This window comes from Proteiniborus sp. MB09-C3 (assembly GCF_030263895.1).
Classification (GTDB): Bacteria; Bacillota; Clostridia; order Tissierellales; family Proteiniboraceae; genus Proteiniborus.
The window spans coordinates 3,867,087-3,881,360 of sequence record NZ_CP127161.1; the positions used below are offsets into that span (position 1 = coordinate 3,867,087).

Annotated in this window: 19 protein-coding genes; 1 reads left to right on the plus strand and 18 read right to left on the minus strand. The window is 34.6% G+C overall.

What is annotated here, in order from left to right; translation table 11 throughout:
* Positions 1 to 3: 3 nt before the first annotated feature.
* From QO263_RS18810 to QO263_RS18855, 10 genes are all read right to left on the minus strand, one after another.
* On the minus strand, positions 4 to 1,026 hold the full coding sequence (locus QO263_RS18810) for an ATP-grasp domain-containing protein (RefSeq protein ID WP_285624885.1): 1,023 nt from the start codon (positions 1,024 to 1,026) through the stop codon (positions 4 to 6).
* Positions 1,023 to 1,712 (minus strand): sugar transferase, encoded by a 690-nt coding sequence (locus QO263_RS18815; RefSeq protein WP_285624887.1) that lies wholly within the window; start codon positions 1,710 to 1,712, stop codon positions 1,023 to 1,025. The genes QO263_RS18810 and QO263_RS18815 overlap by 4 nt, the downstream gene beginning before the upstream one ends.
* 1 nt (position 1,713) lies before the next feature.
* Positions 1,714 to 2,844: a DegT/DnrJ/EryC1/StrS family aminotransferase gene (locus QO263_RS18820; protein ID WP_285624889.1), complete on the minus strand. Its 1,131-nt coding sequence runs from the start codon at positions 2,842 to 2,844 to the stop codon at positions 1,714 to 1,716.
* Between the two features lie 56 nt (positions 2,845 to 2,900).
* On the minus strand, positions 2,901 to 3,530 hold the full coding sequence (locus QO263_RS18825) for a winged helix-turn-helix transcriptional regulator (protein WP_285624892.1): 630 nt from the start codon (positions 3,528 to 3,530) through the stop codon (positions 2,901 to 2,903).
* 251 nt (positions 3,531 to 3,781) lie between these two features.
* Positions 3,782 to 4,210 (minus strand): 3-hydroxyacyl-ACP dehydratase FabZ, encoded by a 429-nt coding sequence (fabZ, locus tag QO263_RS18830; RefSeq protein WP_285624894.1) that lies wholly within the window; start codon positions 4,208 to 4,210, stop codon positions 3,782 to 3,784.
* Positions 4,211 to 4,277: 67 nt separating this feature from the next.
* On the minus strand, positions 4,278 to 5,201 hold the full coding sequence (locus QO263_RS18835) for an AEC family transporter (RefSeq protein WP_285624896.1): 924 nt from the start codon (positions 5,199 to 5,201) through the stop codon (positions 4,278 to 4,280).
* Positions 5,202 to 5,367: 166 nt separating this feature from the next.
* Positions 5,368 to 5,520, minus strand: a complete 153-nt coding sequence (locus QO263_RS18840; protein WP_285624898.1) for a Spo0E family sporulation regulatory protein-aspartic acid phosphatase — start codon at positions 5,518 to 5,520, stop codon at positions 5,368 to 5,370.
* Between the two features lie 73 nt (positions 5,521 to 5,593).
* The gene (locus QO263_RS18845; protein ID WP_285624900.1) at positions 5,594 to 6,727 is read right to left on the minus strand and encodes an adenine deaminase C-terminal domain-containing protein; all 1,134 of its coding nucleotides are present in this window, start codon (positions 6,725 to 6,727) and stop codon (positions 5,594 to 5,596) included.
* Positions 6,693 to 7,355, minus strand: coding sequence for an amidohydrolase family protein (locus tag QO263_RS18850; protein ID WP_285624901.1), 663 nt, complete (start codon positions 7,353 to 7,355; stop codon positions 6,693 to 6,695). Before QO263_RS18850 ends, QO263_RS18845 begins: the two co-directional genes overlap by 35 nt.
* A 50-nt stretch (positions 7,356 to 7,405) precedes the next feature.
* On the minus strand, positions 7,406 to 8,764 hold the full coding sequence (locus QO263_RS18855) for an amidohydrolase (protein ID WP_285624903.1): 1,359 nt from the start codon (positions 8,762 to 8,764) through the stop codon (positions 7,406 to 7,408).
* Positions 8,765 to 8,992: 228 nt separating this feature from the next.
* Between QO263_RS18855 and QO263_RS18860 the strand changes: the two genes are divergently transcribed.
* On the plus strand, positions 8,993 to 9,544 hold the full coding sequence (locus QO263_RS18860; protein ID WP_285624905.1) for a helix-turn-helix domain-containing protein: 552 nt from the start codon (positions 8,993 to 8,995) through the stop codon (positions 9,542 to 9,544).
* 79 nt (positions 9,545 to 9,623) lie between these two features.
* On the opposite strand, the gene QO263_RS18865 is transcribed toward QO263_RS18860, so the two are convergent.
* The 8 genes from QO263_RS18865 to QO263_RS18900 form a co-directional block, all read right to left on the minus strand.
* A complete protein-coding gene (locus tag QO263_RS18865; RefSeq protein WP_285624907.1) occupies positions 9,624 to 10,310 on the minus strand; it encodes a hypothetical protein in 687 nt (228 codons plus the stop codon).
* Positions 10,311 to 10,326: 16 nt separating this feature from the next.
* Positions 10,327 to 11,034, minus strand: coding sequence for a DUF5058 family protein (locus QO263_RS18870; protein ID WP_285624910.1), 708 nt, complete (start codon positions 11,032 to 11,034; stop codon positions 10,327 to 10,329).
* A 140-nt stretch (positions 11,035 to 11,174) separates the two neighbouring features.
* A complete protein-coding gene (locus tag QO263_RS18875) occupies positions 11,175 to 11,747 on the minus strand; it encodes a zinc-binding metallopeptidase family protein (protein WP_285624912.1) in 573 nt (190 codons plus the stop codon).
* A 49-nt stretch (positions 11,748 to 11,796) separates the two neighbouring features.
* Complete coding sequence (locus QO263_RS18880; protein WP_285624914.1) at positions 11,797 to 12,129, minus strand: peptidase dimerization domain-containing protein; 333 nt, start codon at positions 12,127 to 12,129, stop codon at positions 11,797 to 11,799.
* 26 nt (positions 12,130 to 12,155) lie between these two features.
* Positions 12,156 to 12,428 (minus strand): hypothetical protein, encoded by a 273-nt coding sequence (locus QO263_RS18885; protein WP_285624916.1) that lies wholly within the window; start codon positions 12,426 to 12,428, stop codon positions 12,156 to 12,158.
* A gap of 230 nt (positions 12,429 to 12,658) precedes the next feature.
* Complete coding sequence (locus tag QO263_RS18890) at positions 12,659 to 12,880, minus strand: hypothetical protein (RefSeq protein WP_285624918.1); 222 nt, start codon at positions 12,878 to 12,880, stop codon at positions 12,659 to 12,661.
* Between the two features lie 40 nt (positions 12,881 to 12,920).
* Positions 12,921 to 13,049 carry a hypothetical protein gene (locus QO263_RS18895; protein ID WP_285624920.1) on the minus strand — a complete coding sequence of 43 codons (129 nt, stop codon included), beginning with the start codon at positions 13,047 to 13,049 and terminating at the stop codon, positions 12,921 to 12,923.
* 471 nt (positions 13,050 to 13,520) lie between these two features.
* Positions 13,521 to 13,790, minus strand: a complete 270-nt coding sequence (locus QO263_RS18900; RefSeq protein ID WP_285624922.1) for a hypothetical protein — start codon at positions 13,788 to 13,790, stop codon at positions 13,521 to 13,523.
* Positions 13,791 to 14,274: the final 484 nt, after the last annotated feature.

Consider the following 14,274-nt stretch of genomic DNA (forward strand, 5'->3'; position numbering starts at 1 on the left):
ACTTTACTCTATTATTTTTTTTATTATTTGGGATTCTAAAACTTTTTGAGTAGTAAACTGTTTGAGCATAATCACATCATCTTCAAAATTATCTATAGTTTCGAATCTAATTGGCTCATTTTTAATTAAATTAAATATTTTTCCTGGAAAGTCCGCTCCAGCATAATGAGAAAGCGAATAGCACCCACTAATCCGAGGATTAAATTCCAAAACTACATACTCACCGTTATCTCTCTGGTGTACATCTGCACTTAAAGGTCCTAGATGTTTGAGCTTTTCACCTATTGATATTCCAAGCTGAATTAAAGAATTATCTCTATAAGTTTTTATATGAAATGTTTCCCCAAAATGTTTGAATAAGTTAACCATTCCCACAACGCTTACTGGTTTTAAACATGCATCATTAAAAACATGAATAGAGTATTGTTCACTATTTATGTACTCTTGAAACATAAGTTTTTCATCTTCAGGGATATCCATTGACTCCATTTCTTCAACGTCATATGTTAATTGCTTCATGTTGTATAATAGATGTATACCAACACTTCTACTGCCTTTTCTTGGCTTTGCTATTATAGGGAATTTAATCAAACTTAATTCTATGTCCTGTTTAAGCTTTTCTTTCTCAGTATATAAATATGTCCTAGGAACCGGGATTTCATTTTTTGTACAAAATTCATAGGTCCTATATTTATCAAAACATATGTCAATTATCTTAGGGTCAGATATAATTGCCATAATATTATTTTCAGCAAGTTGGTCTTTATATTTGGCTAAAATAGGCAATTCTATATCATTAATTGATAGGATTCCCTTTATGTCGTTATTTTTACATATTTCTAAAAGTTTTGAATAATATTGAGAATCTTTAGCCATAGGTATCACAAAGGCTTTATCTGCATTTTGTAATGCCGGGGCATATCTTGTTGCATCTGCAGCATATATACCAAATTCACCATTGGCGCTTTCTCTAAAGTGATCTATCAAGTAACCTCTTTGCCCAATACTTGTTATCAATATATTCATATATCTCTTCCATTCCTTTCATCTCTTGCACTGTCTCTTACCAAGCTCTCATAAATACTTTTATTTTGCGTAAACTCGATTCCTTCTTTAATAAATACTTTTTTTATTGTCTTGAAAATTATCATCATATCAAGACTTAGAGTTATGTTGTCTACGTACTCAACATCTAAATTAAATTTATCTTCCCAACTAATAGCATTCCGACCATGGACTTGTGCCCAACCAGTTAGACCAGGTCTTACTTCGTGACGACGCTTTTGGTGTTCATTATATAAAGATAGATATTGTACTAGTAAAGGTCTTGGCCCTATAATACTCATATCACCTTTAAGTATATTAAGTAGCTCTGGAAGTTCATCTAATGATGTTGATCTTAAGAACTTACCAAACTTAGTAAGCCTTACGCTATCTGGTAGCAACTTACCAAACTCATTTCTCTCATCTGTCATAGTTCTAAACTTATATAGAGTAAATATCTTCTCGTTTAATCCCGGTCTTTCTTGTTTGAAAATTACTGGACTACCAAGTTTTATTCTAACCATTACGGCCACGACCAACAAAACAGGGCTAAGTACTGTAATTGCTATCAAAGATAATATGAAATCCATTGGTCTTTTAAAACATCTTCTATATAAACCACTATTCTGTGGTGACGGTTTTATATTAGATTTAGCTTCAGTTTCCATTCTACTTCCACAACTCCTTAATCACATTACATATTCTGCTTAAATCCTCATCCGTCATCTTTGTATCACTTGGCAAACAAACACCACTTTCAAATATCTTATCAGAAACTCCTTCGCCAATGAAATCATATCCTTCAAATACAGGCTGCATATGCATAGGTTTCCAAATAGGTCTTGACTCAATATTTTCTTTCTCCAAAGTTTCCATTACATCTAGTGGTTTAACTTGTCCACTTAACATTACACAACTTAACCAACAATTTGATTCATTCCATTTATTAATTGGCATAAACCGAATTCCATCAAGTTGTTCCAATTCTCTTTTATAAAAATCAAATATGTATTTCTTCTTAGTTACTCTTTGATCCAATACCCTAAGCTGTCCTCTTCCAATACCAGCAACTATGTTACTCATTCTATAATTATAACCTATTTCACTATGTTGATAATGCCTTGCCTGATCTCTGGACTGTGTAGACCAGAAACGAACCTTAGCAATCCTTTCTTCATTATCAGAAACTAACATTCCGCCACCAGAAGTGGTGATGATCTTGTTTCCATTAAATGAAAATATCCCATAATCTCCAAAAGTTCCTGTATATTTACCTTTATATGTAGTTCCCAAACTCTCAGCAGCATCTTCAATCAGAATTGCATTATGTTTCTTACAAATCTCAACAATCTTATCCATATCTACAGCAAGTCCATATAAATGAACAACTAAAACAGCTTTAGCATTAGGGTACTTTTCGAAAGCTTTCTCTAATGCTATCGGACTCATATTCCAAGTTTTGTAATCACTATCTATAAACACCGGTATTGCATTCTGATAAATAATCGGATTAGCTGTAGCTGAGAAAGTAAGACTTTGACAAAACACAACGTCTCCTTCACCAACTCCTGCGGCTTTAAGAGCCATATGTATAGCCGCTGTTCCGGAACTTAGTGCTGCAGCATGTCCACTACCAACCTTTGCTGCTAGTTCCTTTTCAAATTCGTTCACATTCTTGCCAAGAGGTGCTATCCAATTTGTATCAAATGCTTCCTTTATGTACTCTTGCTCATATCCTTCATCGCTCATGTGTGGGGATGATAGATATATTCTACTATTAGTTGTTTTTTGTGTTGTCATAACCTATTGCTTCCTTTCGTCAAGTAGTTTGATAGTTAAACAGTTATTAGCTTCCTCTACCAAAAAAACCTAACCACCCTACCACCATCATACCCAACTTCCCCAAGCCTTCTTCTTATATCATCCTCATAGGTATAGCTGGTAATCACTATAGCATCATGGTTATATTTTTCTATATCGTCTCTTGATATTATCTTATATCCTAACAGTTTCTTGTTTTTCTTAGCCTCATCATCGTCTATTATTCCTGCTATATTTAGCCTAGATGCACCCCTGTCTCTTATTACACTAAGAATAGTCTCTGCTACTTCTCCTGCTCCGTATAGTAATATGTTTCTATAGCCTTTATCTTCTAATTTTTCTAAAAACCCTTCTATGTTCTCTTTCGCTAATCTATATAGTTTTAGTAGCTCATGCAGGTAAGTTATCAATAGATAATTTTTCCTTCTCACTCCTGCTGATGTTATTTTATATTTCACTGTTTTCGTTGATATGTATTCTCTTATTATATATCCTTTTTCTTCATAATCATTGATATATACATTGATCATAGAAGGTGCTGCATTTACTAGTTCTGCTAGTTCTTTTTGAGTTGTATCTTCACTATTTTCTATATGCTGAAGTATTGTAAGTTCTTTTAACTCTGCTGTTGGTGTAAAAAATTTAATATTTTTTATAAAGTCCAAACAAATCACTTTCCTTTTCAATCATTCGTTGAATGAACAATTATAATTATACTATTAGTTCTCGTTTTTTTCAATGAATTTGTCGAATGATTATAAGAATATCATTTTTTTCATATTTCTACACTATCCGATTTTTCTTTTTTTATTAGTTTATCATATTTATAATATAAAAACCATCTTAAAATATATGTGAGCATATACTTTTAAACGGTCTTAGATCCTTCACTTGCGTTCAGGATGACAATAAAGTACTATTTATCTATTATCCCAAACATCAAAGTTCCTTTACAAGCCACTTCTCCATCTACATATGCTACTGCTTCTGCTTTGCCTATTCCTCTTCTCATGGATATAAGCTCTACTTCCATCTTTAGTGTGTCTCCGGGTCTTACTTGTTTTTTAAATCTTACATCATCTATGCCTGCAAATACTGCTAGTTTGTCTTTGTTTTCCTCTAGAGTCATGACTGCCACTGCTCCTACTTGTGCCATAGCTTCTACTATTAGTACTCCTGGCATTAATGGATTATTTGGAAAATGTCCTTGAAAGAAAGGCTCATTTATAGTTACATTTTTTATTCCGATTGCTTTTTTCCCTTCTTCTAGTTCTATTATCTTGTCTACTAGAAGGAAAGGGTATCTGTGGGGGATTATGTTTTGTATTTCTATGTTGTTTAGCATTTAGTTTCCTCCTTGGATTTTTAAAATAGAGATCCTTCGCTGGCGCTCAGGATGACATATTCGTTCATTATAATGTTAGTAAATAAATTATCAATGGTGCTGTTAGCATATTTAGCAGTGTTGTAATAAATACTCCTTGGGATGCTAATTTTGAATCAGAATTGTATTTGGTTGCGAATATAGCTGTGTTTACTGCTGATGGCATACCTGTTAATGTTACTAGTACCCCTTTCACTATATCTGGCACTTTGAATACGGAAAATATTAGTATCATTGATATAGGGGCTATGAGGAGTCTTATAACTGCTAGTATATAAAGCTTTTTATTGCTCAGTACTTCTGATATTTTTATATCTGCTAGCATTGCTCCTGCTACAAGCATTGCAAGGGGTGTAGTTGTATCTCCTAATAGCTTTAATGGACTGTAGATTATATTCGGCAGCTTTACTGGAGATATGAAAACTAGCAGTCCTATAAATACTGAGATAATTCCAGGATTTATGAAGTTTTTCAATCCTGAATTGGTTTTATCTTCAATTGCATTATGAGCAGTCATATATTTTACTCCTAGTGTCCATGTCAACAGATTGAATAGAAGATTGTATATTGCTCCATAAAATATTCCTATGTCTCCGAACATGGCTTTTAATATGGGAAATCCCATAAAACCAGTGTTAGGGAATACTATTAAAAAGCTATACACACCTTTTTGAGGCTCATCAGGTTTAAATACTTTATTGAATATAATTGCAATTATTATGACTATACCGTATGAAATAGCTCCATATATGAAGGTTAGCACAGAGTTATTAAGCATTTCTAATGAAAAGCTGTAGTTCATAGCTGTTATCATCATAAATGGAAGTGTTACGTTTAATATTAGTCCAGATAAATCTTTTATCATCTGGTCTGATATTACATTTTTCTTTTTAATTATGAAGCCTATTAATATTAAAATAAATAAAATCATTGTCTGGGTAAGTACTGTCATTAATAACCTCCGATTTTAATAATAAACATTAGTGCTCAAAGTCCATCTATAGAAAAGTACAATAATAAAAGAAGGCTTAAGCCTTCTTTCATTTATAATAACATTTTTGATATTATCGCCATATTTATTTAGGTTAAGGAATAAATTATGAAAGTACTGCTATCCTCTATTCTTTCTTCACTTTTATATATTCATATATAACCTTGTCCATTTCTTGGCTAATACCAAGCAATTCTTCTGCATTGCAGCCATCCATATCATCAGTAAGCCTATTTAGCTGTTCTCTCAGCCCTTCCATCCGTTTTTCTACTTCATACATGCGTATATCCCCCAATTCTTTGATTATGGAGCAAATCATAATATTATGCTTGCTCCATAAATATCCTAATCTATTATTTGATTAACTCAAAAACTGGGTTAATAATTTGCTGCATTACATCAATAAAACCGTAATCAGTTACTGCATATTCAGGTATAGCAGCTAGACATATAAAGGAAAGAAACATAAACGGAATGCTTATAGTACAGCCTAGTTCGTGGATTTTAGAATTCAATATTTTTTTCTGTGAAGCTAGTTCCCATGCATCTAAATCTGATAGCAGACCTAAAATAGGATACTCCACTTCGCAAATAACCTCACCATTGTTAACTAGGACCTGACCTCCTTGGATATCTGCTATACGATTTACAGCAAGAGCCATGTCTTCAAAATTGGTTCCTAAAACTATTATATTGTGATTATCATGACCTACTGATGATGCAATCGCACCAGATTTTAAATTAAACCCCCCCATAAAGGCCTTGCCAATATTTCCATTTTTCCCATGACGTTCTACCTGTGCTATGTATAAAATATCCTGTTCTAAATCGCATTCAACAACTCCATCTTTAACAGGTAGTATAGCTTCCTGCCCAAATGTAATAGGTATCCAATCTAAAGTACGCATTACTTTTACTTTTGCTTCCTTAGCCTCTTTGTCCACCTTGATCATAAGGTCCTCAGCTGTAATTTTTTTAGACAATTTAATAGTGTTGAGAAGACAAGCTTTATGCTCTACCTTATCATAGCACTTGATTAGCTTGCTGTCTTCAACTACTAAATTTCCGCCTGATATTACAGACAATACCTTGAAGTCTTCTGGACCCTCTGAAATAATAATATCTGCACGTCTTCCAGGAGCCAAAGCTCCTATCTCTCTATCTAAATTAAATGCTCTTGCTGCATTTACAGTTACCATCTGTACAGCAGTAACAAAATCAATGCCATTTTTCAAAGCAGTACGTACAGCATCATCCAAATGTCCTCTTTCTACTGCATCAACAGTATGTAAATCATCCGTTACAATACTGCACATAGTTGAATCTAGCTTATGCTCTGTAATAGCCTTTAAACATTCTGTCATATTTCTCGCTGCTGAGCCCTCACGCATCATCAAATGACAACCTGCACGTAGTCTTTCAATTGCATCCTCTGTGCTAAGAGATTCATGATCAGTACTGACGCCCGCTGACATACAGGCATTCATAGCTGGTCCCTTCATCCTCCGGAAGATGTCCTTGAAGTGATTTTCCCATAGACGAGGCTATTTCCATTGCTTTAATTAGTTCTGCATTTCCCTGCAGGAGATACGGTGCAACAATTTCAGATAGTCCCACTGCATCCCTATGACTAAGTGCCTTTTTTATGATTTCACTATTAAAGAAGCCTCCACTTGTTTCTAGTCCAGGAGCAAATGGTACATGAGAAGGCACTACAAAATAAATTTTAAGATCAGTTGCTTGTGCTTCATCTAGAACTGCTTCTATGGCTTCCAGTCCTCCAACAACACCAACCTCATGCATATCAGCCATTACTGCTGTAGTACCATGTGTCAGAACTATTTCAGCAAAACTCCTAATGCTCAAATTTGTGCTTTCAGGATGGATATGTCCATCAATAAAGCCTGGAAGAAGGTACTTACCTTTTGCATCAATAATCTTAGTATCTTCGCCAATACAATATTTAATATCTCCTACTGCAGCTATTTTTCCGTTAGAAACCGCAACTCCACCATCATACACTTCTTTCGAATAAACATTAACAATTTTCCCGTTTACAACAGCTAAATCAGCTTTTTTCATTCCCATAGAAACAGTCACTAATTGTTTGTCCATTCTTAACCCTCCATTTTAATTAATTTGTATTTTAATCTATAATACTATCCTTATATATATGGAAACCTATGAGGCAGCTGTATTCCAGCACGCTTATAAATCGCCGCTGCTCTTTTCTTAGCTTCATTTAAAATTGCACTTTCATCCACTGTCAATATTTTGCGCTCTCTCATAATCCACTTTCCATCGCATATGGTACTTTCAACATTAGATGAATGCATAGAAGTAACTAGATTTGCAATATTATCGTGAAGAGGAAGCATCCCCGGAGAATCAGGATTTATGATTATCATATCGGCCTTTTTACCAACCTCAATAGAGCCAATACTATTTTCTTCAAGAATAGCCTTGGCGCCATTTACGGTAACCATCCTAATAATTTCCTCAGCCTTCATAATAGTAGGATCTAACCTCCAGCCCTTATGAATAAGAGAAGTAAGCCACATTTCATCAATTAGATCCATACGATTGCTAGATGGAGCTCCATCAGTTCCAAGAGTTACACAGATGCCCTCTTTAAGCATTCTTGGTATCTTAGCAAATCCAAGTACTCTCATTGCAGCAGCTGGATTGTGTGAAACCTTGACCTGCTTATCTCTAAAGATATCCACTTCCTCATCAGTAAGCCAAACTGTATGAACTGCAAGAAAGTTTTTGTCAAGAACACCTAAGTTATCTAGATGTTTTACAATAGTAGCCCCTCTCGTTTCTAGTGCAAATTCAACTTCCTCCTTTACTTCTGCCACATGCATATGTACACCTACACCATATTTATCTGCAAGCTCCTTAGTTTGAATAATCAAATCATCAGAGTTATTAAAAATAGTACGCAATCCAAACCAGACTTGAACACGGCCATCAGCGGTATTGTGAAACTTACGTAAATCCTCCTCCTGTTTTTCAAGCTCTTCTCGTGTTGTTTTCTGCCAACGTGCAGGTAAGCCTTCTCCACAATCCATGACTGATTTTGCAAGCTTGGCACGAATTCCAATCTCACCAACAGCCTTTGCCATACTGCTTACAAATTGTCCTCCTGGCTCTGCAAATGATGTAACCCCTGCTCTAATTTGCTCAAGACAGCAAAGTAATGTAGATATATATGAGTCTTCCTCAGTTAAATTGCTTTCATATGGGAAAATGCGTTCATGTAACCAAGTCAAAAGGTTCACATCATCCCCAAGGCCTCTACCCAATTGCTGAGATGTGTGCACATGTGTATTGATTAGACCCGGCATTATAATCTTTCCTTTAACATCAACAATCTCTGCATCAGAAGCTATCAAAGACTGTTCTACATCCCCTACTGCCTTTATCCTATCATTCTCAATTAAAATACTTCCTTGGGTATATACCTGCTCTTTTTTGTTCATAGAAACTACAAAACCATTTTTTAACAATATCTGTCTCATTCCATCTCCTCCTTAGCCTTAGTTTGATTAAAAATCTTCCAGAGCTTTATCTTAAATAAAACACCTCCTTGAACTTAATTCTGTTGTACGCTACAATAAAAAATGTTCACTATTTTTAACATTCGCTATTTTTCGAAAATTTCCTCTAAATTTTTCAAATTTTATTTTATATGTTATTATTCTTGTATATGGTAATAATCAAAGGAGCTTTTAGAAAGGAGAGCAAAATTGGACATAGGAAGCATAATAAAAAATAAGCGTTTAGAAAGAAAAATGTCACTTCGTGAGCTAGCTACTAAGACAGGGTTATCTGCAAGTGCCATAAGTCAAATAGAAAATAATAAATCTATACCTAATATACTTACTGCTAAACAGCTAGCTGATGTTTTAGGTTTTTCGATTATTTCTTTTTTTCTTGATGATATAGATAGTAAAATTTCACTTGTACGAAAAGAGGAACGGAAAAAAATAATTCGCAACAAAAGCAAACATGGTAAATTAACAGAGGAACTGCTCACTAAGGAAAAGAATGAAATTTTAGGCGGTTTAATTACTATCCCTCCTTTAGCTGATTCGGGTAATGAAGTAAGCCATAGTGGCGAAGAAATAGTATATGTACTTGAAGGCGAAGTAATGTATACTCTAGTAGGAGTTAATAGTTATACGCTTAGAGCAGGAGACACCCTGACATATCCTTGCTCTATTCCTCACAAATGGTGTAACACCCACGACTCAAAGGAAGCAAAGATTTTGATGGTTGCTACATCAAAGGATTTTTAAATAAAAATGACTCCCCTTAAGATAAATAAAAGCCTAATATCTTAAGGGGAGAATACTTTTACCGCTGCTTCCTAAAAAATTAGTTCTTCCTTTCAGCTTTGATATTTTGTTTTTGGCCTTTGTTGTGTATCAATATATTTATCAGTATAGTCAGAATAATAGTTAGAAAAGTCTTCAAATATCCTGGAAGGAAATTTAGGTTTATTATGAGGAAAGAAACTGTAATAGCTATTATTCCAGATTTATAGTTTATAAGAGCAAATTGAGCAAATATGGCGCCAAATAAAGCTGGAACAATATAGCTAAGCAGTTCTATAAAACTGCTGGGCAGAACTTTAAGTGCACTTACTCCCCCTATGACTAATATAGCTAAAAATAAAGTATTAACCAGAGTTGATGATATAGCTCCTATAGTTGATATAATATCTTCCTTTGGTGTTCCTTGTTCTGCGCTTACAGCAGCTTTAGCAGCTAATACGCTAGGTAATCTCATGTTTTTGATATTGCCAGTAAGTGAAGACATATATGTTGCTGCTGGTCCCATAAGCAAAATGTAAGTCATTAAATCAGCTAAATTTACCCAGGTATGTCCAACCATTGCAGCCACTCCTAGAAATCCAGTAAAAATCCGATCCCATCCTGGATGATATCCTTTAAAAAAGCTCAAATATACAGCATATACAAAGCTAAAAACTATACCTAAACCTAATGTCAATTGACCCCAAAAATGTACTTTCTTATAATAATCCTTTGCAGAGCTTTCCATAACCTGTTCTCCCCCTCTAAGGAATCATAGCAACAACAATTACTGAAATAATAATAGAAAATGCAAGTGACCATTCCTTAACCCATAGAATTTTAAACTTCTCTCCAAGCTTTGTAACAACTAACACTGTTAAGAATGCAACTGCCACAGCAACTAAGTTCTTGTTACCTTTTTTTGCATAATCTAAAGAAAAATAGCCAAAGGATGCTAAGGAAGCACTAATTCCAATAATTTTTGCTAGATTCCTTTTATTAATTACTTTTTTACTTATATTCGATAATGATTTAGTAAATATAAGGGGCATAATGAGCATACAGCTACCTCCTAAACTCATTACCCAAACAGAGCATGTATAAGCAATAAGACTATAGTCTGGTGAGTTTATGCTAGTGCCAAGTGCAGCTGCGCCAAGCTCAGCAGCTGAAGCTTCAAATGTCGCATTGCCTATTACGCTTAACCGTGCCAGAGTTAGAGGGCCACCTATCTGCGCTACTAATCCTAATCCAACTATAAATATTGAAAGTGCAGGACCAACTGTAGTTATAATTCCTGATTTGAATGCTTTTTTTATTTCACTTGAAGAAATACCAAACTCTTTTCTATAATTTAAACTAATTTTAGAAAATACAAAAGTCTGAAAAAATACAAGCACTACTATGAGTAAGCAAAATATCCATGCAGCAGCACTATTGGCAACTTGCATCACTTGATCATGCAGAGTCATCACATCACCTCTTTATATGCCATAATTATATTGCAGTCTTTATATATGAATATTTGATATCATAAAGCTTTTATATGATTAGTCGTTTATATGGTTTACTGTGAGTTTAAGAAATAATCTATATTGTCTATAAAATACTCTTATTCTTGACCTGGTTTAATATTTTTAGGAAGCGGACATGTATATGGATATAAATTTAACTGTTCATTGTACTCTTTTTTCGCTCTCTCCAGAAGGTCTGAATCGGTCAATATATCTAATGCCATCATTGCTATAGCTTGTCCTGCACATAACATGCCTTTATGTCCTATGCTCATTCCAGAAGATACTACCTGCTGCCATGAATGATTAGCAGTACCAATAGGCTGAGCTGCTATAAAGAATTGGCACATAGGAGCTTGCCAGCTTACATCACCTGAATTCGTTGAATAAGGAGAAATTATACCCTCTGTCATATTTGATGAAATCTCATCATGAAGAGTTTTCTCAGCAACCTTGCTGTCAGATATACCGTAAGGAATCAACGATTTGACTTTGTCTGCAACAGTTATTCCTTTGCTTAGCTTTTCTGCAAAAACCTTATCTTCCTCTGTAAACTTAGGAGGACCTACTTTATTAAGATTTATCAAGGCTCTTTCAGAAAGTACCTTATTAGGCAAAGTATCAGATGAAGCACTGATAAGTCTTATATCTACTGTAGTCTCAGTAGCCATTGCCATTCCTTCTGCAATTTTATTCATTCGACTATATATTTACTTCACTTCACCTCTTTTTTGGAGCACGGATATAGTACCAAATCTCAGCTAATTCTGGGACAATATTAGGAGCTACTCCGCCCTTTGTTATAATTGAATGCATTCTAACATCTGGAGTAACATGTTCTCTTAAATAATTGACACCTACATCCATCAACACAGCCGCATCTAAAGCGCTTCTTCCTAAGTGAGGGTTGGTGCCTGCATGAGATGTCTTTCCATGAAATACATACTTAACTGAATACATAGATAACGCAGGAGATAGACTTACATAGGATACATTTACAGGATGCCATCTGACAATAGCATCTATTCCATCAAATACATTATCACGTACCATAAATTACTTTTGCTGCTCCTCCTTCTTCAGCTGGACAATCCAAAGTACTTTATCCTGCCTTTAATATCTAGTTTTTCCATAACTTTTTTAGAAGCAATAGCTGCAGCCATGCTTCCTACACCTAGCAGATTATGTCCGCATCCATGGCCTGAACCACTCGTAGGTTCTTTTGTAGTAGATATTTTATGTCCCATGTTTGGGAGAGCATCATATTCTCCTATCATAGCTATAACTGGTCCCTGTCCATTAGCCCATTCCGCAGTAAATGCAGTCTCGATTTCTAAGCTACCCTTTAGCAATTTTAAATCCTTCCTTCTCAAATTTCATTAATTAAAGTCTCACTAGACTCAACTTCTTGAAATTTAGTCTCGGCAATACTCCAAATTCTATCACTTATATCAGTAACTTTTTTTTCGTTATCACAAAACCATTGTTTTATGAGAGCTTATCAACATTATCCATTATTAAGCTTATTCATACAACAATAATACACTCCTTTTATAATACATATTTTATGTGCTTTGGCCCATCAGAAGCTATAATCCTCATAAAAAAGTCCTGCAATAACTGCGCATATAATTCCAATTGCACAGTTAATTAAATATTTGTTGCTGGGTACATCTGCAACAGCCAAAACTCTACCAATAAACTGAACCTGGCTTCCTATGCATAAAATCATCGGTAGTATAATAGTTGCCTGTTTTTGCATCAATGAGAATACCATTAGCTGCGAGAGAAGCAGCAGCCGCACAACCTCCAGATAGAGCCATAAAAAGAAGTTAACAGAGCCATCATTGAACTTCCCCTGGAAGTCCAAATACTGCCATGATAGGTGTAAATAATTTTCCTACTATATCAAGAATGCCTGTAACCTTTAATACTTCAATTGCAGAATACCCTAAAACAACGCCAGGCAACAAAGCATTTAAACCACAGATTGAATGCCTTTCCTAGCACCAATCAAAAATATGTCTATAAACCCAACCTTTTTCTCACTTACATTACTCATTTCATAACACTCCTTGTCTATTATTGATTTTATATAGGCCATATTGCTTTCTTTGTACTCATCATGGCATATTGTTATTTATGCTTCTGCGGGAGCTTTCTTAGTCTTGCCTTCAAGCATATTTACATATAGTCTCATGATATTGCCTGCTAAAAATTTTAGAACCATTATAAGAAACAGAATTACTCCAGCTGCAACAGTTAAATATGGGAACTAACAAAGCACCAGAATTTACTATACAACATCCTATTATTTGTGCAGCCCCAACGAATTCATAACTTAAGCAATATGTCTCTTTCTTTTTCTGATATAACACCTTTATCTAGTAAATCTCTTGCAACAGCGGCACCAGTATCAGAGCTTTGCCAATTTGATACAATAGCTAATGTGGCCGATCCCCGGAACACCTAAAATAGGCTTTGATATTGGAGTTAACAATTTTTTGAGCTGCTGCAAGTCCTTTGTAGTGTTCAATAATTGTAACAAATGTTACTGCCATAAATACACCTGGAGCAATGGTTAAGGATTGAAAAAATCCTCCTCTTACACCATAGCCTCCTGCTCCCATTATCCCAGGTCTAGCCCCTTCAGCTATGGTTCCAAATTCTCCAATTAAAGTCTGAAGATCTAGTACTCTTAATGGACTTTCCATTTTGCCAAATATACCTGAGAAAAATAATACTTGCAATCAATAATGATATATATCCACCTATGCCATTACCTTATACTTTCTTGTTTTCTTCCACTGTATGACCTCCTCTGTAATTTATTTTTTCTTAGTAATCACTTTTCACCAAGCTTATAAACCCTCTTGTTCTCACAGTCCAATTAATTACCATCTATCTCTGACTTCTCATAATATTTTAAATTTTTTTGCAAAAAATAGTTCTTACTATATATAATCCTGTTGTGTAAATGTAGAAGATTTGGTAAAATATTATCATAAAAGATTTGTTGCCTGCAAGCTTTATGATAATTTGCTGAATTTTTGATGCTATTTTTTTGATGTTTCAATATTTGAAACAGTATTTTGAATTGCTCATCCTTAGTGTGCAATCCTTTTGTTCTCACACACCTTTTTAAAATATTTTTTCGCTAATCGCGTACTTTAATTTTATGATATATCGCCATTAGCG